Genomic DNA, 21211 nt, shown 5'->3' with positions numbered 1-21211 from the left:
GACTAAGACTAGAGCTATTCCGGCTTTGATGAAATCAAAGCCGGGCTCTAGCTTTTTGTTTTGACGCGTTTTCTTCACGCGAACCGGTATCCACTTCGCTCGAAAACGGTCCGCAAGAGTTCGGATGCCCAGATGCCGGCAAAACCCAAGGACGCTCCCGCCATCGCCTCTCTCACCCGCGCGAAGGCGAAGGTCGAGCACAAGCGGCTTGCGCTGGAGATCGAGGCGCATAATGCGCGCTACTACCAGAAGGACGCGCCGACGATTTCCGACGCCGCCTACGACGCGCTGCGACAGCGGCTCGAAGCGATCGAGGCGCGCTTTCCCGAACTCGTTACCGCCAGTTCGCCGACGCAGACCATCGGCGCCGCGCCCGCGCGCGGTTTTGCCAAAGTGCAGCACGCGGTGCCGATGCTGTCGCTCGGCAACGCCTTCAGCGACGAGGAAGTCACGGAGTTCGTCGACCGCATCCGACGTTTCCTGAAACTCGGCGCGGACGATATTCCCGCCATCGTCGCCGAGCCGAAGATCGACGGCTTGTCGCTATCTCTGCGTTACGAGCGCGGCGAACTGGTGCGCGCGGCCACCCGCGGCGACGGCTTCACCGGCGAGGACGTCACCGCCAACGTCCGCACCATCGAGGATGTGCCGCACCGGCTGAAGGGCCGTGCCGTTCCCGCCGCCTGCGAGCTGCGCGGCGAGGTCTACATGCTGAAAAAGGATTTTCTCACGCTCAACAGGAAGCAGGAGGAAGCCGGCGACACCGTGTTCGCCAATCCGCGCAATTCGGCCGCCGGCTCGCTGCGGCAGAAGGATGTCGCGATCACCGCCTCGCGCCCGCTGAAGTTTTTCGCTTATGCCTGGGGCGAGATGACGGATCGTCCTGCCGATACCCAGCACGGCATGCTGGCGTGGCTGGAGAAGGCGGGCTTCGTCGTCAATCCGCTGATCGAATTGTGCCACAGCGTCGACGAGGTGCTGGCGTTTTATCGCAAGATCGGCGAGCGGCGCGCCACGCTCGGCTACGACATCGACGGCGTGGTCTACAAAGTCGATCGGCTCGATTGGCAGGAGCGTCTCGGCTTCGTGTCGCGAAGCCCGCGCTGGGCGATCGCGCACAAGTTCGCAGCCGAACAGGCGACCACGATCCTCAAGGGCATCGACATCCAGGTCGGCCGCACCGGCGCGTTGACGCCGGTGGCGCGGCTCGAACCGGTCACGGTCGGTGGCGTCGTGGTGCAGAACGCGACGCTGCATAATGAGGACTACATCAAGGGCATCGGCAATGACGAACAACCGATCCGCGACGGCATTGATCTGCGCGTCGGCGATACGGTGGTGGTGCAGCGCGCTGGTGATGTGATTCCTCAGGTGGTCAACGTTGTCCTCGACAAGCGTCCGAACAGCGCAAAGCCTTACCTGTTTCCGCACAAGTGTCCGATTTGCGGCAGTCACGCGGTGCGCGAGGAGGGCGAGGCGGTGCGCCGCTGCACCGGCGCGCTGATCTGCCCGGCGCAGGCTGTGGAGCGGCTCAAGCATTTCGTCTCGCGTCTCGCTTTCGACATCGACGGCCTCGGTGAAAAGCAGATCCAGGAATTCCACGAGCGGGGCTGGATTAAGGAGCCCGCCGATATCTTTCAGCTCAAGGAGCGCAATAGCAAACTCAAGCTCGAAGAGATTGAAGGCTATGGCGAGGTCTCGGTGCGCAACCTGTTCGCCGCGATCGATGCGCGGCGCAGGATCGAACTCAATCGCCTGATCTTCGCGCTCGGCATCCGCCATGTCGGGGAGGGCAACGCCAAGCTGCTGGCGCGACATTACGGCAGCATGGAAAACTTTCGCGGCGCGATGGCGGAAGCCGCCGCGGCTCAGACGGAAGCGGGCAACGACTCCGAGGCCTATGCCGATCTGAACAACATCGGCGGCATCGGCGAGATCGTCGCCGACGCGGTGGTCGAGTTCTTCGCCGAGAAGCGCAACGTCAAGGCGCTCGACGATCTGCTCGAGGAGATCGAGGTGTTCCCGGTTGCGCAGGCGCGCAGCGACTCCGCGGTGGCCGGCAAGACCGTGGTCTTCACCGGCTCGCTTGAAAAATTCACCCGCGACGAGGCCAAGGCCTCGGCCGAGCGCATGGGTGCGAAAGTCTCGGGCTCGGTGTCGAAGAAGACCGACCTCGTCGTTGCCGGTCCCGGCGCCGGCTCGAAGCTCAAGGAAGCCGAGAAACTGGGCGTGAGGGTGATTTCCGAAGACGAGTGGCTCGATCTGATCGGGGGATGAGGACCTATAGCGTTTTCGAGCGACGTGGACTCCGGTTCGCGTGAAGAAAACGCGTCAAAATCAGGAGGCTGAAGTCGTCCACCGTTTCCTTGGAATGGTGAACGACACTGGCCGGACGAAGAAACCGTCATTCGGGGATGTCCGCCGCAGGCGGACGCGTCAGGCCGGCGGGCCGATCGTTACCTTCAGCGTGCCGACGCCGTCGCAGCCGCATTCGATCCTGTCGCCCGGCTGAAGCCGGGAGACGCCGGCGGGCGTTCCGGTCATGATGATGTCGCCGGCGTCAAGCGCGACCTGCTGCGAAAGCTGCGCGACGATCTCGGGCACGTTCCAGATCATCTGCGCGAGATCGCCGGACTGGGCTTGCTTTCCGTTGACCGAAAGCCAGATGCGGCCCTTCGACGGGTGGCCGATCCTCGCCGCGGGTTGCAGCGCGCCGCAGGGCGCGGAGTGGTCGAACGATTTTGCGATCTCCCAGGGCTGCTCCTTCTTGCGCGCCGCGTTCTGCAGGTCGCGCCGCGTGAGGTCGATGCCGACGGCGTAGCCGTAGACGTGGTCGAGCGCCCTGTCGGCGGGGATGCGCAAGGCCCCGCTTTTCATCGCAACCACCAATTCGACCTCGTGATGCAGGTCGCTGGTCAGCGGCGGATAGGGGATGACCGCGCCGTCGGCCTCGATCATGTCGGCATGTTTGGCGAAGAAGAACGGCGGCGCGCGCTCGTCGTTGCCCATCTCGCGGACGTGGTCGAGATAGTTGCGGCCGACGCACCAGATGCGGCGGACCGGGAAAAATCCGCTTACGCCCGCGACGGCGACGGCCGCTTGCGGCGGCTGCGGGATCACAAAAGATGCTGCGCTCATGCGGCTCTCTCCGCGCTGGTTTGCAGGCAATGCGGCGGGATCGCCTGGATACGGCCAACAGGTACAGCTTACGCCGATGCGCCGAGGGGAGCCAGAGCCGGCGCGTCGCGATGCTGCAGGCGAAAGAACGACGCGTAGCGTCCGGCACTCCGCAGCAGCTCGTCGTGGCGGCCGCGCTCGACGATCTCGCCGCCTTCGACCACGAGGATCGCGTCGGCATGCATGATGGTGTGCAGGCGGTGCGCGATCACGATGGTGGTGCGGTTTTGGCAGAGATGCCCGATCGCTTCCTGCACCTGCTTCTCGGATTCGGAATCGAGCGCGGCGGTGGCCTCGTCGAGCAGGATGATCGGTGCGTCCTTGATCAGCGCGCGCGCCACGGCGATCCGCTGGCGCTGCCCGCCGGAGAGCTGCGTGCCGTGCTCGCCCACGGGCGTGTCATAGCCGAACGGAAAGTTCATGATGAAATCATGAGCGCAGGCGGCTTTCGCCGCGGCGATGATCTCGTCCTCGGTCGCGCCGGGGCGGCCGAACGCGATGTTCTCGCGGATGGTCGCGCGGAACAGGTACACGTCCTGTCCGACATAGGCGGTCTGCTGACGCAGCGATGCTCGCGACACGGCGGAGATGGCCTGATCGTCGATCAGGATCGCTCCGTCGCTCACCTCGTACAATCGCAGCAGCAGCGCCAGCACGGTGGATTTGCCGCCGCCGGATGGACCGACCAGCGCGGTCATCCTGCCGGGCTCGGCAACGAAACTCATGCGGTTGAGCACGGGCTCGCCCGGCCGATAGGCGAAAGTGACGTCGCGCAGCTCGACGCGGGCGGTCGTCAGTTTCAGCGCCGGCTTGTCGCTGTCGTCGGGCTCGCTGGCGGGGCTGTCGACGATCTCCAGAAGCTTGCGCGCGCCGATCAGGCTGCTGTTGAGCTCGATGTTGAGGCGCGCCAACCGCTTGGCCGGCTCATAGGCCAGCAGGAAGGCGGTGAGGAACGAAAAGAACTGGCCGGGCGTCGCGCCCATGGCGACGACGCGATAGCCGCCATACATCAGCCCGCCCGCGATGGCGAAGCCGCCAAGCGTTTCCATCAGCGGACTGGCGCGGTTCGAGACCCGCGCCATCTTGTTGTTGGTCTGCTCGACGGCTGCGATGCTGGCGTCGATCCGCTCGCGCATGGTCCGTTCGAGCGTGAACGCCTTCACGGTACGGATGCCTTGCAGCGATTCCTGCATGATCTCCATGATATCAGTGGTGCCGCTGAACTGGTTGTGGGCGAGCCGCTTGACGCGCTTCACCAGCTTGCGCAGCACCAGCATCGCCGGCGGCGCCACCAGCAGGCCGAACAGCGCCATGTAGGGATCCTGCGTCACCATCACGATGACCAGTCCGATCAGCGAGAGCAGGTCGCGGCCGACGGCGTTGATGAGCAGGCTGAGCACCTGCGTGACCGACGTGGCGCCGGCGGTCAGCCGCGCGAGAAACTCCGACGAATGCCGCTCCGAGAAGAAGCCGATGCTTTCGCTCATCAGCTTGGCGAACAGGCGGCGCTGGTTGTTGGCGAGGATCGCGTTGCTGATCTGCGAGAGGATCACCGAGTGGCCATAGGTCGCCGCGCCCTTGATCGTAAAAATGACGACCGTCACCAGCGACAGAATGAAGATGCCACGCACGTCCTTGTCGACATAGGCCTGATTGATGACTTCGCCGAGCAGGTAGGCGGAGAACGCCGTCGCGGCCGCGGAGACTGCCATCAGTGCGAATGCGGCGAGGTAGCGCCGCCAATAGGTCATGCCCTGTTCGGTGATCAGGCGGCGGATCAGGATCGCCGCGCCGTAGGGATCGTCGGTGATTTTCTTCGGAAGCTCGGTCATCGCGTTCCATTGACGCCGTGAAGGGGCTGTCGCCCGCGCGCCAGGGTTGTTGCGAAAGCGTCCGACTCAATGCCCGCAATAGCGGCCTTTTTCAAGCCAAAACCGGGCCTCCCCCGGCTCATCAGGCCGAGGCCGCGAGCGCCTCCGAGACGTGCCGCCGCGCCAGCTTTTCCTCCCACGCCAGCGCATGCGCGGCGATGGTCGCGAGGTCGTCGTATTGCGGCGTCCAGTCGAGTACCGCGCGAATCCGGCCGGTGTCGGCGATCATGGTCATGATGTCGCCGGGACGGCGATCGGCATAATGAACCGCGAAGTTGCGACCGCAGACCCGCCGCACCGCCTCGATGGTTTCCAGCACGGAGTAGCCGCGTCCGTATCCGCAGTTCAGCGTCGTCGAACGCCCGCCGGTTCGCAGGTACATCAGCGCGGCGCGATGCGCCTGCGCAAGATCGCTGACATGGATGAAATCGCGGATGCAGCTTCCGTCCGGCGTCGGATAGTCGGTGCCGAACACGTCGATCTTGCTGCGCTGCCCGGTCGCGGCTTCGACCGCGATTTTCAACAGGTGCGTCGCGCCCTCGGTTGAAAGACCGATCCGCGCCAGCGGATCGGCGCCCGCGACGTTGAAGTAGCGCAGCACGACGTAATTCATGCCGTGGGCGGTCGCGACGTCGTGCAGCATGATCTCGGTCATCAGCTTCGACGATCCGTAAGGGGAGAGCGGCCGTGTCGGCGCATCTTCCGGAACCGGCATCCGCTCCGGATTGCCGTAGACGGCGGCGGTCGACGAAAAGATGAAGCGGCCGATCCCGCATCGGACGGCGGCATTGAGCAGATTGCGCGTCGTCATCGTGTTGTTGCGGTAGTAGGCGAGCGGGTCGCGCATCGAGTCCGGCACCACCACGGACCCCGCGAAGTGAATGATGCTTTCGACGCCGTGCTGGGCGATGACGTTCTCCACGAGACTCTCGTCTCCCGCGTCGCCGATGAACAGCGGCACGCCGTCCGGCAGCGCCGACGAGAATCCCGTGGAGAGATTGTCGATCACGACGACGTTTTCGCCGGCCTCGGCCAGCGCGAGAACCATATGACTGCCGATATAGCCGGCGCCACCGGTAACGAGCACGGTCATATCTGCTCCTCTGTGCGAAGGCTCGCTGCGGGCTCGCCCGCGGTTGCCGATATCTCGCACAAACCGGTCGAGTTGCCGTATAGCATGACGCCGATCGGTTCGATTTTCCCGCCCTTCGCGCCGGGGAATCGACATTATGGTTGCCAAACTGTAACGAGAGCCGAATGTTCCTGAGCGGCCTTGCGCGTCGATGACCGACATTCTCATCATCAAGACCTCCTCGCTCGGCGACGTCGTGCATCAGATGCCTGCGATCGTCGACGCGTCGCGTGCGCGTCCGGAACTGCGCATCACATGGCTGGTGGAAGAGGCGTTCGCGCCGCTGGTGCGATTGCACCCTCTGGTCGCCGAGGTCATCACCGTTGCGACGCGGCGCTGGCGCTCGCAACTCGCCACTGGCGCGACGTGGCGCGAGATCGGCCGGTTCCGCGCGCTTCTGCGCGAGCGGGGGTTCGACAAAGTAATCGATACCCAGGGCCTGATCCGCTCCGCGATCATGGCGCGCCTCGCGCGCGGCGAGCGCCACGGCTACGATGGCCGCAGCATTCGCGAACCTTTCGCCGCGCGATTCTACGACGTCACGCATGCGGTGAGGCGCGACCTGCACGCCGTGACGCGCAACCGGATGCTGACCGGTCTCTCGCTCGGCTATCGGCCGCCGGAGGAGGTGGACTACGGTTTGATCCGTTCCCCGCGGACGGATAGCCAGCGCTATGCCGTGCTGCTTCATGGCACGTCACGATCCGCGAAGGAGTGGCGGGCCGAGGACTGGATCGAAACCGGGCGCTGGCTTCAAGCCAAGGGATTGCAGATCGTGTTGCCGTGGGGCACCGAGGCCGAACGGCTGCTGTCGGAACGGCTGTCGCGGGACATCGCGGGCAGTCGCGTTCTGCCGCGCCAAAGCCTCGATCTGACCGCGCAGGTGATCGGCAATGCGGCGCTGGTGATCGGCGTCGATACCGGCCTGATGCATCTCGCCGCGGCGTATCGCGTGCCGCTCGTCGGCATCTACGTCAGCACCGATCCTGGCCTGACGGGACCTGTCGGCAGCGGCTGCATGGCGGTGCTCGGCGGCAGGAACGGTCCGCCGGCGGCGCGGCAGGCGATCGAGGCGGCGGAGCGGTTGCTGATTAGCTAGCTCTTGGACTTCACGCCCGACATCTCGGCAAGCACGCGCGCGACGAACGGGTCGAGATCGCCGCCGTCAAACAGGAATCCGGGAATGCCTGCGCCTGCCGCAGCTTTGAGATCGCTGTCGCGGTCGCCGATGGCGAAGCTGCCTTCGCGCCGCACCGGCCAGTGCTTCATCAGGTCGAGGATCATGCCGGGCTTTGGCTTGCGCCAGAGATGATCTTCCAGATATCCGGCGACGCTGCCGTCGGGATGGTGCGGGCAATATCTGAAGTCGTCGATCCGCGCGCCCTGCGATGCGAGATGCGACTGCATCCACAGGTGCAGATTGCGAACGTCGTCTTCGCTGAAAAAGCCGCGCGCGACGCCTGATTGATTGGTGAAGACGAAAACGAAATATCCGGCCTCGTTCAGCCGCCGGATCGCGTTGGCGACGCCGGGCATCCAGCGGATGCGATCGCGCGTGCCCATGTAGCAGTCGTCGTGATTGACGACGCCGTCGCGATCGAGGAACGCAGCGGGCTGGGAAGCGGGAGCGATCTTGTCGCCGCTCACGTGCAGCCGTCCGCCATCGCGTGCTCGACGCTGTCGCAGATCGCGTGACTTGCCGTCATGTGGATCTGCTGGATGACAGGGGTGTCGTCGCTCGGTGCAATGAACAGGTGGTCGCAGAACTCCCGCAGGCTCGAGCCCTTGAGGCCGGTGAAACCGACCGTGACCAGGCCGCGCCGGCGCGCGGCGGCGAGCGCGGCGAGGATGTTCGGCGACCGGCCGGAGGTCGACAGCGCCAGCAGCACGTCGCCTTGGCGGCCGAGGCTCTCGACCTGCCGCGCGAAAATCTGCTCGAAGCCGTAATCGTTTGAGATGGCGGTGAGGGCTGATGTGTCGGTGGTCAGTGCGATGGCGGCGAAGCCCGGCCGCTCTTTCCGGTAGCGTCCGACGATTTCCGAGGCGATGTGCTGCGCGTCCGCGGCGCTTCCGCCGTTGCCGATCAGGAGCACCTTGTGCCCCGAACGGAGCGCGCCGACGATCGCGATGGCGATATCGCCAGCCACCGCGAGCAGCGCCGCGTCGCCGGCCGCGCGCTCAAGCGCCGCAAGCGATTGCTGAAAATGGGTCGCGATCTGGTTCTGGCTCAAGACGCACCTTTGTCGCCGTAATGGATAGCAGTGGTACTGAGCGCGTCATGCCCGCGCAAGCATGGTCGTATCAAGGCGCGGCGCGCTCGCCGGCCTTCGCAAGCACCCGTTCCGCGATGGCCAGCACTTCGGCCGCCGGGATGTCCCTCATGCAGCGATGATCGTTCCTGGTGCAGACCGGACGATGGCACGGCTGGCACGGCAGTGGCGTCTTGGTCTGGATCGTCGCCGCGAGCCCGTTCAAAGGCGCCCAATGATAGGGACTGGTCGGGCCGAAAATTCCCATCGTAGGCGTTCCGATCGCGGCCGCGACGTGCAGCAGGCCGGAGTCGTTCGAAATCGCAAGGGTCGCGGCCGCCATCGCCAGAATGCCGTTTCGCAAGTCGTGCCCTGTGAGATCCCGGACCCGCGAGCCGCCGGTTGCCACGATTTCGGCCGCGATCGCCTTTTCGTTCGGGCCGCCGATCACCCAGACGTCGATTCCGCGCTCGGTCAGCATCCGCGCGGCCTCCGCGTAATAAGTCCAGCGTTTGCTGGGGCCGACCGCTCCGGGAGCGAGCGCCACCGCCGGTCCGGAGCCCAATCCCTGCGCCTGCCGCCAGCGGATGACGTCCTCGCCGGGAACGTGAAGCTGCGGCACGGGCCACTCGGGCGGCCGCGCCGCATTGGCCGGAAGCGCCAGCGATGCCTTCCTGTCGATCATGCGGGGCAGGGCTCGCTCGCCCCAGCGCCAGCGGTTGAGCAGCCCGAATCGCGCCTCGCCGACAAAGCCGACCCGTTCCGGAATGCCGGCCAGCGCGGGCGCGATGGCTGATTTCCAGGTGCGCGGCATGATGAGGACGGTTCCGTATCCCCGGGCGCGCAACTGCCGGGCGAGATTCCACTGTTGCCTCAGCGCCAGCCGGCTGCGAGGCAGGTCCCAGACCACTCCGGAACGCACGCCGGGCATGTAATCGACCAGCGGGGCGCAGAGCGTCGTCACCAGCATATCCACCGGCCGATTAGGCCAGCGCTGCTTGAGCACCCGCACCACCGTATGGCCGCGGACGAAGTCGCCGATCCACATGTAAGGAACGATCAGAACCGGCCGCGAGTCGCTGGGATCGCCGACAGTCTCCAGCTTTTCTGGTGAATCATGTTTCATAATTTAACGAACGAGTAACGCTGGGGCGGATGAAAAATCCTCCCTATCCGCTCCCGGCGCTGAGGTAAAGTTATCTCGCGCGACGCCTTTCGCGAGTGATTTCGTCGTCTCACGCCATCCAAGTTGCCTCGCAGGCGGGAGTGGGGCAAACCACTGGAGTGAATTTGGCATTCGCCACCCACTGCAAACCCGGCGGGCGAATGTCAAATTCAAAACTCCACTGGAAAACCTTATGGTTGCTAGTGCGGTGGTTCAGAAGTTCGCTTTCAGTGTCCAGCGAGTCCGCCAAGCGAACTTCTGAACCTAAACCACACTAGAATGATAGAGGTGCTAGTGTCCCTTTGATTCCGAAGTTCGCATCAAAGGTTGCTGCAAGGGTATGCGGACGTCGGAATCGGGACACTGGTGGTCCTTTGATTCTGACATTTGCAAGAACGCCTGCCGCACCGGATGCAATGGTGGAACCGGACTAGGAATTGCACATCCATGACGGGGACATCATGCTGCTGGTGACCGGGGGCGCCGGTTTTATCGGATCGAATCTCGTTGCCGCGTTGAACGACGCCGGCCGCGGCGATGTGGCGGTCTGCGATACGCTGGGCCACGACGGCAAATGGCGCAACCTCGCCAAGCGGCAGCTTGCGGACATCGTTCCTCCCGCAGAACTGGCGGCCTGGCTGGAGGGCCGCCGTCTCGACGCGGTCGTCCATCTCGGCGCGATCTCCGAGACCACCGCGACCGACGGCGATCTCGTCATCGAGACCAACTTCCGCCTGTCGCTGCGTTTGCTCGACTGGTGCACCGCGACCGCGACGCCTTTCATCTACGCCTCGTCGGCGTCGACCTATGGCGATGGCCGGCAGGGCTTTCGCGACGATCAATCGTTGGCCTCCCTGCGGGCGCTTCGGCCGATGAATCTCTACGGCTGGAGCAAGCACCTGTTCGATATGGCGGTCGCCGGCCGCGCCGCGAATGGCGGCGCGCTGCCTCCGCAATGGGCCGGCCTGAAGTTCTTCAACGTGTTCGGTCCCAACGAATACCACAAGGGCGCCATGATGAGCGTGCTGGCGCGCCGTTTCGGTGATGTGAAGGCCGGCCGTCCGGTGCAGTTGTTCAAATCGCACCGGCAGGGCATCGCCGATGGCGACCAGCGCCGCGACTTCATCTATGTCGACGACGTGGTCCGCGTGATGATGTGGCTGCTGGCGACGCCCGCGGTCAGCGGTCTCTTTAACGTGGGAACAGGGAAGGCGCGCAGCTTTCGTGATTTGATGACGGCGGCCTATGTCTCGCTTGGCGCGAAGCCGAACATCGAATACGTCGATATGCCTGAGCAGATTCGCGGAGCCTATCAGTATTTCACGCAAGGCGAGGTCGAGCGCTTGCAGCGCGCAGGCTATAATGGGGGATTCACGCCGCTGGAGGAAGCGGTCGATGCCTATGTCAAAGGCTACCTCGACCGCGACGATCGCTTTCGCTGACGCGCTATGCAAATTGGATCGAACTGCGGCAGCAGGTGAAGTGCTTGATGATCGATTTTGACGACTTGTCGAATGCGTTTTCCCGCCAGACGGTGCTCTGCGTCGGCGACCTGATGCTCGACGAGTTCGTGTACGGCGAGATTTCGCGGATTTCGCCGGAGGCTCCGGCGCCGGTGATCGCGGTTCAGCGGAGCGAAACCAATGTCGGCGGCGCCGGCAACGTGGCGCGCAACATCGCCGCGCTCGGCGCACGCTGCGTCTTTGTCGGATTGGCGGGCGAGGATGAGGCGGGCGGCAGGCTTCGCGCTACGCTCTCGCGCGAAACCCTGATCGAGCCATTATTGATTTCGGATCCGGCGCGGCCGACGACGCGCAAGGTGCGCTTCGTTTCGGAGCATTTTTCGACCCACATGCTGCGCGCCGATTGGGAAACGCCTGCTCCGGCGTCCGGAGCGGTGGAGCAGGCTCTGATCGATGCCATTTTGCCGCAACTGCCGCGCGTCGACATCGTTTTGTTGTCGGACTATGCCAAGGGAGTGCTGACGGCGCGGGTGATCCGCACCGTGATCGATGCGGCGCGCGGGCTTGGCAAGCGCGTCATCGTCGATCCGAAGAGCGCCAATTTCGGCATCTATCGGGGCGCGACGCTGCTGACGCCGAACAGGAAGGAATTTGCGGATGCCACGCGTAGCCGGGCCGACGATCAGGCGGGCATTGCGAAAGCGGCGCGCGAGGTGATGCGGCTCGCGGATTGCGAAGCCTTGCTGGTGACGCAGAGCGAGCACGGCATGACGCTCGTGCCGGGCGAGGGCGAGGTCATTCACGTTCCCGCCCACACCGTCAAGGTTCGCGACGTGACCGGCGCCGGCGACACCGTCGTCGCCACGCTGGCGGTTTCGCTTGCGGCGGGGGCCGATTGGGAAACGGCGTTGCGGACGGCAAGCGCCGCCGCGGCGGTGGCGGTGGGCAAGAGCGGCACCGCGATTGTCACCCTCGCCGAGCTCCGCCGCAATATTCTGCCGCCGGCCTCTCTGGCGGCCGAAGAGAAAATCGCGCGATCGGCGGCCGATCTCGGCGCGCGGCTGGCGGTGTGGCGTGAACAGGGCTTGCGGATCGGCTTCACCAACGGCTGCTTCGACATCCTGCATCCGGGTCACGTCAAGGTGCTGACCGGAGCGCGCGCGACGTGCGACCGGCTGATCGTCGGATTGAACAGCGACGCATCGGTAGCCCGGCTCAAGGGAGAGGGGCGGCCGATCCAGAATGAGCAGGCGCGAGCGGAGGTGCTGGCTGCGCTTGAGGCCGTCGACCTTGTGGTGATTTTCGAAGAGGACACGCCGTTGAAGCTGATCGAGCGGACCGAGCCGAACGTGCTCGTCAAGGGCGGGGATTATTCCCTTGAGCAGGTCGTCGGTCAGGAGTTCGTTACCGCGCGGGGCGGCGAGGTCGTGCTGATCGATATTCTGCGGGGGTTCAGCACGACGTCGCTCGTGAAGCGCGCGGGAGGCAAGGCATGAGAGCCGTGCTGCGCAGCGGCCGGCGCATCTCCGCTTCCCATGTTGTCCCGGCCATCGTCTCATGACTCCGCGTCGAAAGTTTACCTCGCGAAATATCCTGATCGCGCTGCATGACCTGATGACGGTCGTGGCAGCGCTGCTGGTGAGCTGCTATTTCCGTTTTGACGATCGAGAACTTGCGCTGCGCCTGCCGTTGCTCCTGAAGGCGCTGCCCTACTTCCTGGTCATCAGTTTCGTCGTCTTTCATGTCTTCAACCTGACGACGACGAAATGGCGGTTCATTTCCCTTGTGGACGCCCTCAACATCGTCAAGGCATCCTCGATTCTGGGATTTGTCGTTCTCGTCTTCGACTACGTTGTCATCGCGCCCAATTTCTACGGCACGTTCTTTCTTGGAAAGAAGACGATCATACTGTACTGGCTGTTGCAGATATTCCTGCTCGCGGCCACACGCTTTACCTATCGGTATTTCCGCTACAAGCGGACCCTTGTTCACGTCAAGGCCGACGACGCGACGCCTGCCATCGTGGTCGGCCGCGCAGCCGATGCCGAAATTCTCTTGCGCTCGGTCGAGAGCGGGGCGGTCAAGCGCTTGCGGCCGGTCGGCCTGCTGTCGCCGTCGGCGGCCGACATCGGCCAGACGATACGCGGGGTTCCGGTCCTTGGCGCAGTAGACAAACTCGAGGACGTGATCAAGGACTTTGCCGAGCGGCGCAGCCCGATCGAGCGCATCATCATGACGCCCTCGGCGTTCGAGCCCGAAGCCCAGCCGGAGGCTGTTCTGGCGCGGGGCCGCAAGCTCGGCCTCAAGGTCAGCCGGTTGCCGTCGCTTGGCGAGGAAGGCGATATTCCGCGCCTGACGCCCGTCGCCGTCGAAGATCTCCTGCTTCGCCCGAGCCGTACCATCGACTATGAACGGCTCGGCGGACTGATCAAGGACAAGTCGGTCGTGGTGACCGGCGGCGGCGGGTCGATCGGATCCGAAATCTGCAAACGTGTCGTGACGTTTGGTGCGAGCCGGCTGCTGATCATCGAAAATTCGGAGCCCGCGCTCTACGCGATCATGGAGGAGCTGGGTACCAGAAGCCGGGGCGCCGTGGTGGAAGGCCGCATCGCCGACATCCGCGACCGCGAGCGGCTGATACGCCTGATGAGCGAATTCAAGCCCGACATCGTGTTTCATGCGGCGGCGCTCAAACACGTGCCCATTCTCGAGCGGGACTGGAGCGAAGGCGTCAAGACCAACATCTTCGGCTCGGTCAACGTCGCCGATGCGGCGCTGGAGGCGGGCGCCGAAGCCATGGTGATGATCTCGACCGACAAGGCGATCGAGCCGGTCTCGATGCTCGGGCTGACCAAGCGTTTTGCCGAGATGTACTGCCAGGCGCTCGACCGCGAACTCGCCCAGCGTACCGACGGCAAGATTCCGATGCGGCTGATTTCGGTTCGCTTCGGCAACGTGCTGGCCTCGAACGGGTCGGTGGTGCCGAAATTCAAGGCGCAGATCGAGGCCGGCGGCCCGGTGACCGTCACGCATCCAGACATGGTTCGCTATTTCATGACGATTCGCGAAGCCTGCGATCTCGTCATCACCGCCGCGAGCCATGCGGCGATGCCGGAACGGCACGACGTATCGGTGTACGTCCTGAACATGGGACAGCCGGTGAAGATCGTCGATCTCGCCGAACGCATGATCAGCCTGTCCGGCCTGCAGCCCAACCACGACATCGAAATCGTCTTTACCGGCGTGCGGCCGGGCGAGCGGTTGAATGAAATTCTGTTCGCAAGCGAGGAGCCGACGATCGAGATCGGCCTGCCGGGAATCCTGGCGGCAAAGCCGAACGAGCCGCCGATGGACGTGCTGCACAGGTGGATCGCGGTTCTTGCAGAAGCCGTTGCCAACGAGGACAAGTCGAAGATCCGCTCGGTGCTAAAGGATGCCGTGCCCGAATTCGGGGCCCATCCCTGACAGGCTCTTGCTCGAAAACGCCACAGATCACTCCGTCAGTTCGATCGGCGCCGGTTTCTTCTCGGCCCTTTCGACGCTGACGATCCAGACGAGTCCCCCGAGCACGCCGACGAGGAAAAACACCGCGCCGAACAACAGCGAGATATTGACGCCTTCACCGGTCGCCAGTCCGGCGTATCCGAAGATCAGCGCCATGGAAGCCTCGCGCACGCCCCAGCCGGCGATCGAAATCGGCATCATCGTAATCAGCATGACCGGTGGAACCAGCAAAAAGAGATCGCCGAAATGAATCGGCGCCTCGATCGCCCGCACGACGCACCATGCGATCACGACGGCCTGGACATGGATGAACAGCGAGAGAAACGCAATCTTCAGCCGGTGCTCGCGGCCGAAGATGGCTCGGCCGGTGATGAGCGAACAGGCGCGAAGATGGTTCAGGGCTCTCATTGTTCCGAGCCAGGGCCAGTTCAGCCGGCCGAGAAGCAGGAATCCGCCCCCGGCCGCCAGCGCGGCGCAATCGACGAACAGCAGCGCAAGCCGGCCCTGGGGATTGCCGATCAACTGGTAGCTCCATGGCAGACTGACGCAGATCAGCACGGCCAGCGCGATCAGGCCGATCGCGCGGTCGACGAAGACCGAATAAGCCGCCGCCCGCCAGCCCGCCGGGCCCTGTCCGACCAGCCACAGCCGCATGGCGTCGCCGCCGATCGATGAGGGCAGCGTCTGGTTGAAGAACGAGCCGATCATGCAATAGCGCAGCGCGCGCGCGACCGAGAGCGGGGCACCGCAGTCCGCGCTGATTTCCCGCCAGCGCAGGGCGCTGACAAGGACCTGCAGCAATGTCACGGCGACGGCGAGCGCGATCCATCCTGTGCCATCGAAGCCGAGGCGCGAGACGAGGTCCGAGAAATCGACCTTGCGGAGCGCAAGGTAGAGCAGGGCAGCCGAGACCAGGATTTTTGCCGTTGAAAGCAGGATCTGGCGCATTGCGCTTGCATATGCCGGGATTAAGCTGGCCGCCGGAACCTTTCGGACGATAATCGGTGGCCCTGCTGCCTTGGTATGGTTTTGGACGGCGTCTGGCAATAGTCGCGCGACAAGGGCGCCCTGCGATCTCCTTCTACGCCATTTGTTAAAGTAACCCGGGCTACCCCCTATGCCGGGGCTGTGCGGCCGGCATGACCCGTATACCCTGAGGAGGGAACGCCCTGAGGAGAGAAATGTCGGATCGCCCGATACTGGTTACTGGCGCTGCGGGGTTCATCGGATTCCATGTCGTCGGCCGGCTTCTGAAAGAGGGAAGCCGGGTTGTCGGAATCGACAATCTCAACAGCTACTACGATCCGGCGCTCAAGGAGGCCCGGCTCGACATCCTGCGCAAGGACCCGCGGTTCCGGTTCGTCAAGGCCGATCTTGCCGACCGCGCGGCAACGGCTTCCCTGTTCGCGGAACACCGCCTGTCGGTCGTGCTCCATCTCGCAGCTCAGGCGGGCGTGCGCTATTCGTTGCAAAATCCGGACGCCTACGTCGATTCAAACCTCACGGCTTTCGCCAATGTCCTCGAAGGATGCCGGCACGCCGAGTGTCCTCATCTGCTGTTTGCTTCGTCCTCCTCCGTTTATGGCGCGAACACAAAGCTTCCGTTTTCGGTTCACGACAACGTCGACCATCCGGTCAGCCTTTATGCGGCCACGAAGAAATCAAACGAACTGATGGCGCATGCCTACAGCCACCTTTATCGCACGCCGATGACGGGACTGCGCTTCTTCACGGTCTATGGTCCGTGGTACCGGCCTGACATGGCGCTCTACAGGTTCGCTGACGCGATCGTCGGCGGGCAGCCGATCAGGCTGTTCAATCACGGCAACATGCGGCGGGATTTCACCTATGTCGACGATGTCGTTGAAGCCGTTATCCGCCTGATCGATCATGTTCCGCGCGGCGAACCGACCGGCGCTCGGGATCCGGGAACGAGTTCAGCTCCATGGCGAATCTACAACATCGGCAACAACAAGCCGGCGGAACTGACGAGCGTCGTGACGCTCCTGGAGAAGGAATTTGGACGGACGGTGCAAAAGGAGATGCTCCCCATGCAGCCTGGCGATGTGCAAGCCACGTTCGCAGATATCGACGATCTCACGCGCGACGTCGGTTTCCGTCCTTCGACATCGCTTGAAGACGGCATCCATCGTTTTGCCGCCTGGTATTCTCGTTATCATCGGGTCGGATAATGGTTCTAATTTTTTGTATCCTGTTTCCAGTGGAGTTTTGAATTTGGTCTTCGCTTGCCGGATTGGCTGCAACGTGGGTAGCGAATGTCAAATTCGCTCAACGAATGTGGCTGCGGCTCGCGTCATGCCGCCGATCCAGCGCCGCCGGGCGAACGCCCGAACGGACGGTTATCCATTCCAATGTTTTAGAGCGGGATCGCGGGCGGAAAACCGCTATACACTTTTCCTCGTCCCGCTTTCATGGACACATCAGAACGTGGAGATGGTGTTGTGAGTGAGCGTATCATCCCTCTGGTCATGTGCGGCGGCGCGGGAACCAGGCTATGGCCGGCCTCGCGGGAAGGCCGTCCGAAACAGTTTCTGCCGTTGTTCGGGGTGCGTTCGACGTTTCAGGATACGCTGAGGCGGGTTTCCGATCCGGCGCTGTTCGAGCGGCCGATCGTGATCACCAACGCCGCTTACCGTTTCATGGTGCTGGAACAACTCGCGGAGATCGAGCTTGAGGCGGACATCCTGTTGGAGCCGGCGCGGCGCGATTCCGGACCGGCGATCGCCGCGGGAGCCATTTTCGCGCAGACGCGCGACAACGCCGCCGTCGTGCTCGCGCTGGCTGCGGATCATGTGGTGTGTGATACCGAAGCGTTCGTCTCAGCCTGCCGCCAGGGCCTCGCCGCCGCGAATGCCGGACGCATCGTGACCTTCGGCGTCCGGCCGGAGCGGGCGGCGACCGAGTACGGCTATATCAGCCCCGGCGCAGCGATCGCGGGCGAGGTGCGCGCGGTGACGACGTTCGTCGAGAAGCCGGACCCGCAGACCGCTGCGGGATATGTCGAGGCGGGATATCTCTGGAACAGCGGCAACTTCATGTTTCGCGCGGCGGTGCTGCTCGATGAATATCGCAGCGTCGATCCCGACAGCGTTCGAGCGGTGTCGGATGCCGTGTCCCATGCCGGACGGGATCTTGGCTTCGTCACGCTCGACTCCGATGCCTTCGCGAAGGCGCAGGCGACTTCCATCGATTACGCGGTGATGGAAAAGACCGCACTTGCCGCCGTGGTGCCCGTCGATTGCGGCTGGTCGGATGTCGGATCGTGGCACGCAGTGTGGGAATTGTCGGACAAGGATGGCGAGGGCAACGCGGCGCAAGGCCCCGCCGTGTTCGAGAATTCCCGCAACTGCAACATCTCGACCGACAGAGCGCTGGTCGCGCTGGAAGGCGTCGACGATCTCGTGGTGGTGGCGACGCCGGACGCCGTGCTGGTGTCACGCCAGAAGGACGCCAACGGGCTGAAACGTCTGGTCGCGAAGTTGAAGACTGTCGCGCCGCAGGTTACCGAAGACCATCTTCGGGTCCATCGGCCGTGGGGAGCCTATCAGTCGATCGACAGGGGCGAGCGGCACCAGGTCAAGCACATCACCGTGAAGGCCGGCGAGCGGTTGTCGCTGCAAAAACATCATCATCGCTCGGAGCACTGGATCGTGGTCCGGGGTGCCGCGCGAGTGACGGTCGATGATCTGGTCAAGACCGTGCATGAGAACGAATCGATCTATATTCCGATCGGAGCTACCCACCGCCTGGAAAACCCCGGCAAGATTCCTCTGGAACTGATCGAAGTGCAGACCGGCAGTTATCTCGGCGAGGACGACATCATCCGGATCGAGGATGACTATCAGCGAAGCTGAGCTGCCGCGCGAGGAGCGAATCAGCTAATCTGTGGAAACACTGTTCAAGCCTGTTCCAGCGATGCCGTCATAGGTCCTACAAGTTTAAGTATCATGTAATTCTTTGAATCAAAACGTGTTGGGATTGTTATTCCTCTAATCGCCACTTTCGTTATGGCGTGCTAGTGAGAGCGCACGGTCGGGCTTCGGGGGGCGCCTGGGCCAGTCGATTTCGGGGTATCTGATGAGTTCGAAGCCATCTGCATTGAAAACTGCAGGGTCGGAGCGTGTGCTGCGTGTCGGCGTGATAGGCGCCGGTATCATGGGCAGCAATCACGGTCGCGTACTGGCCGGCCTCGCCGGCGTCAGGCTCGCCGGCATCGTTGATCCCTTGCCCGCGCACCGCGCTCGTGCGAGCGAACTGATCGGGTGCCGGACGTTCGGGACGTTCGACGAACTGATGGCGGCCGGCGTCGACGCGGTTACCATCGCCGCGCCGACACACCTTCATTGCGAGCTGGCGCTGGCCTGCATCGAGCGCGGCGTTCACGTTCTGGTCGAGAAGCCGATCGCCTCGACGGTGGAGGAAGGCTGCAAGATCGTCACCGCCGCTCAACGCGCCGGCCTGACCCTGATGGTCGGGCATGTCGAACGCTTCAATCCGGCGGTCGCCGCCATCAAGCAGGCGATCCGGGGCGAGGATATTCTCTCGATCGCGATCACGCGCGTCGGTCCATTCCCGCCGCGCATGTCGAATGTCGGCGTCGTGATCGACCTCGCCGTGCATGACATCGACCTGATCCGCTGGTTTACCGGATCCGAAATCATCGACGTGCAGCCCCAGCTTTCCAGCGCCGTCGCCGAGCGCGAGGATATCGCGCTGCTTCAGTTCCGGACCGCATCGGGTGTGCTCGCGCATATCAATACGAACTGGCTGACGCCGTTCAAGGCCCGCAACGTCACGGTCGCCACCCGCGGCAAATACATCATGGGCGATCTGCTGACCCGCCAGGTCACCGAATGCTTCGGATTCCAGCCGGACGGCAGTTACTCCATGCGCCACCTTCCGGTCGGCCATGATGAGCCCCTGCGCGCCGAACTGATTGCGTTTGTCGATGCGGTGCGCTCGGGTAAGGCTCCGGCGGTGAGCGGCGGCGAAGGCGTCGCCAGCCTCGAGATCGCGATCAAGTGCCTTGAAGCGCCGTCTTCCGTCGCGCCGCCGGTGCGGCCGGCCCCGCGCCGCGTCGCCGGCTGATCGTCCAGAGGACTGAATGCAGCAGCACATGCCTGCAAAGGCGATTCCATTTATTGATATCGTCGAACAGCGCCGTCGTCTCGGCAAGCGTATCGACGATGCGGTTGCGCGGGTTCTGACGCATTGCCAGTTCATCAACGGTCCCGAAGTCGCGCGCCTGGAAGCCGATCTGGCCACGTTCAGCGGCGCGAAGCATGTGGTAGCCTGCGCCAGCGGCACCGACGCGCTGCTGATGGTGCTGCTGGCGAAAAACGTCGGACCCGGCGACGCGGTGATCTGTCCGACGTTCACATTCTGCGCGACCGGCGAGGTCGTGGCGCTGCTCGGCGCCACGCCGGTGTTTGTCGATGTCGATGAGACGACATTCAATATCGATGTGGACTCGCTGAAGAGCGGCATCGCGGTCGCGAAAACGCAGGGCCTCAGGCCGAGGGCCATCATTCCCGTCGACCTGTTCGGTCAGCCCGCCGATCACGATGCGATCGCAGCGGTGGCCGCGACCGAGGGCATGTTCGTTCTCGATGACGCCGCGCAAGGATTCGGCGCGACCTACAAGGGGAAACGGCTGGGCACGTTCGGCCTTGCGACCGCGACCAGCTTCTTCCCCGCCAAGCCGCTCGGCTGCTACGGCGACGGCGGCGCGATCTTCACCGACGATGACGAACTGGCGGACACGCTGCGCAGCGTGCGCGTGCACGGGCAGGGGTCTGATCGGTACGACAACGTACGGCTGGGCCTGACCGGGCGCCTCGATACGATTCAGGCCGCGATTCTGATCGAGAAGCTCGAGGTCTTTCCCGACGAGATCGCAGCGCGGGACACGGCGGCGCGGCGTTACAACGAAGCTCTCGGGGACGTTGCGATCGTGCCCCGCGTGGCGGCGGATTGCACGTCGGTATGGGCGCAGTACACCATCCGCCTCCCGGACGGAGGCCGCGAGGCGCTGGCCTCCGCGCTGAAGGCGCAAGGCATTCCGACGGCGATCTACTACCCGAAGTCGCTGCATCAGCAGACCGCGTACCGGAGTTTCCCGATCGCCGCCGCAGGTCTTGCCGTCAGCGAAAGGCTGTCGCGCGAGGTCATCAGCCTGCCGATGCATGCCTATCTCGATGAATTGACCCAGGAGCGGATCATCGAGGCTGTGCGCGCCGTGCTTGCGAACTGATTTCGCCATTTTGCGCCGGGAGGCGATCCTGTAGAAACGCCGCATGCTTGGACGCATTTTCACCGTCGGCGGATATACGCTGCTCTCGCGGCTGACGGGGTTTGCGCGCGACATCGTGCTTGCCGCGGTTCTCGGCGCCGGGCCGGTCGCGGATGCCTTCTTCGTCGCGTTGCGGCTGCCCAATCATTTCCGCGCGATTTTCGCCGAGGGAGCCTTCAACGCGGCATTCGTTCCGGCCTACGCGCACGTTCATGGCGAGGGTGGCGATGCCTCGGCGCGACTGTTCGCCAATCGCATCTTCACGCTGCTGTTCCTGTCCCAGGTCGTTCTGCTCGTCGTGGCGTGGATTTTCATGCCGCAGGTCATGAGCATCCTG

Annotated in this window: 17 protein-coding genes; 10 read left to right on the top strand and 7 right to left on the bottom strand. The window is 63.9% G+C overall.

Going from position 1 to position 21211, the window contains the following annotated elements; genetic code table 11:
* Positions 1-132: 132 nt before the first annotated feature.
* Entirely contained in the window at positions 133-2277 is a 2145-nt protein-coding gene (ligA, locus tag BGN91_RS15565; RefSeq protein WP_292614679.1) for an NAD-dependent DNA ligase LigA, read from the top strand.
* 159 nt (positions 2278-2436) lie between these two features.
* Here ligA and BGN91_RS15560 read toward each other — a convergent pair whose 3' ends face one another.
* The 3 genes from BGN91_RS15560 to galE form a co-directional block, all read right to left on the bottom strand.
* Positions 2437-3138, bottom strand: a complete 702-nt coding sequence (locus BGN91_RS15560; RefSeq protein ID WP_292614677.1) for a fumarylacetoacetate hydrolase family protein — start codon at positions 3136-3138, stop codon at positions 2437-2439.
* 68 nt (positions 3139-3206) lie between these two features.
* The gene (locus BGN91_RS15555) at positions 3207-5009 is read right to left on the bottom strand and encodes an ABC transporter ATP-binding protein (protein ID WP_292614675.1); all 1803 of its coding nucleotides are present in this window, start codon (positions 5007-5009) and stop codon (positions 3207-3209) included.
* Positions 5010-5130: 121 nt separating this feature from the next.
* Positions 5131-6141, bottom strand: coding sequence for a UDP-glucose 4-epimerase GalE (gene galE, locus BGN91_RS15550; protein WP_292614673.1), 1011 nt, complete (start codon positions 6139-6141; stop codon positions 5131-5133).
* A 190-nt stretch (positions 6142-6331) separates the two neighbouring features.
* Between galE and waaC the strand changes: the two genes are divergently transcribed.
* Positions 6332-7279, top strand: coding sequence for a lipopolysaccharide heptosyltransferase I (gene waaC, locus BGN91_RS15545; protein WP_292614671.1), 948 nt, complete (start codon positions 6332-6334; stop codon positions 7277-7279).
* Here the strand turns inward: waaC and BGN91_RS15540 are convergent.
* The 3 genes from BGN91_RS15540 to waaF form a co-directional block, all read right to left on the bottom strand.
* Positions 7276-7827, bottom strand: coding sequence for an HAD family hydrolase (locus BGN91_RS15540; RefSeq protein WP_292614669.1), 552 nt, complete (start codon positions 7825-7827; stop codon positions 7276-7278). The genes waaC and BGN91_RS15540 overlap by 4 nt on opposite strands.
* Positions 7824-8411: a D-sedoheptulose 7-phosphate isomerase gene (locus BGN91_RS15535; protein WP_292614667.1), complete on the bottom strand. Its 588-nt coding sequence runs from the start codon at positions 8409-8411 to the stop codon at positions 7824-7826. The genes BGN91_RS15540 and BGN91_RS15535 overlap by 4 nt, the downstream gene beginning before the upstream one ends.
* A gap of 70 nt (positions 8412-8481) precedes the next feature.
* The gene (waaF, locus tag BGN91_RS15530) at positions 8482-9555 is read right to left on the bottom strand and encodes a lipopolysaccharide heptosyltransferase II (RefSeq protein WP_292614664.1); all 1074 of its coding nucleotides are present in this window, start codon (positions 9553-9555) and stop codon (positions 8482-8484) included.
* Positions 9556-10055: 500 nt separating this feature from the next.
* Here waaF and rfaD point away from each other — a divergent pair, with 500 nt between their 5' ends.
* From rfaD to BGN91_RS15515, 3 genes are all read left to right on the top strand, one after another.
* Complete coding sequence (gene rfaD, locus BGN91_RS15525) at positions 10056-11036, top strand: ADP-glyceromanno-heptose 6-epimerase (protein WP_292614706.1); 981 nt, start codon at positions 10056-10058, stop codon at positions 11034-11036.
* Positions 11037-11083: 47 nt separating this feature from the next.
* Entirely contained in the window at positions 11084-12553 is a 1470-nt protein-coding gene (gene rfaE1 / locus BGN91_RS15520; protein ID WP_292614661.1) for a D-glycero-beta-D-manno-heptose-7-phosphate kinase, read from the top strand.
* 61 nt (positions 12554-12614) lie between these two features.
* The gene (locus tag BGN91_RS15515) at positions 12615-14522 is read left to right on the top strand and encodes a nucleoside-diphosphate sugar epimerase/dehydratase (protein ID WP_292614659.1); all 1908 of its coding nucleotides are present in this window, start codon (positions 12615-12617) and stop codon (positions 14520-14522) included.
* 27 nt (positions 14523-14549) lie between these two features.
* Here BGN91_RS15515 and BGN91_RS15510 read toward each other — a convergent pair whose 3' ends face one another.
* Positions 14550-15509, bottom strand: a complete 960-nt coding sequence (locus BGN91_RS15510; RefSeq protein ID WP_292614658.1) for a lysylphosphatidylglycerol synthase transmembrane domain-containing protein — start codon at positions 15507-15509, stop codon at positions 14550-14552.
* A gap of 233 nt (positions 15510-15742) precedes the next feature.
* On the opposite strand from BGN91_RS15510, the gene BGN91_RS15505 reads away from it, so the two are divergent.
* The 5 genes from BGN91_RS15505 to BGN91_RS15485 form a co-directional block, all read left to right on the top strand.
* The gene (locus tag BGN91_RS15505) at positions 15743-16753 is read left to right on the top strand and encodes an NAD-dependent epimerase (RefSeq protein ID WP_292614657.1); all 1011 of its coding nucleotides are present in this window, start codon (positions 15743-15745) and stop codon (positions 16751-16753) included.
* Between the two features lie 270 nt (positions 16754-17023).
* Positions 17024-18436 carry a mannose-1-phosphate guanylyltransferase/mannose-6-phosphate isomerase gene (locus tag BGN91_RS15500; protein ID WP_292614655.1) on the top strand — a complete coding sequence of 471 codons (1413 nt, stop codon included), beginning with the start codon at positions 17024-17026 and terminating at the stop codon, positions 18434-18436.
* Between the two features lie 223 nt (positions 18437-18659).
* Complete coding sequence (locus BGN91_RS15495) at positions 18660-19670, top strand: Gfo/Idh/MocA family oxidoreductase (RefSeq protein WP_292614653.1); 1011 nt, start codon at positions 18660-18662, stop codon at positions 19668-19670.
* A 16-nt stretch (positions 19671-19686) separates the two neighbouring features.
* Positions 19687-20835, top strand: a complete 1149-nt coding sequence (locus BGN91_RS15490) for a DegT/DnrJ/EryC1/StrS family aminotransferase (protein ID WP_292614651.1) — start codon at positions 19687-19689, stop codon at positions 20833-20835.
* A 43-nt stretch (positions 20836-20878) separates the two neighbouring features.
* The coding region (locus BGN91_RS15485) for a lipid II flippase MurJ (RefSeq protein WP_292614650.1) at positions 20879-21211 on the top strand (333 nt) is incomplete at its 3' end.

The organism is Nitrobacter sp. 62-13 (genome assembly GCF_001896955.1).
GTDB lineage: Bacteria > Pseudomonadota > Alphaproteobacteria > Rhizobiales > Xanthobacteraceae > Nitrobacter.
Note: the sequence above shows the minus strand (reverse complement) of the source record. Positions and strands in the feature narration are given on the sequence as shown.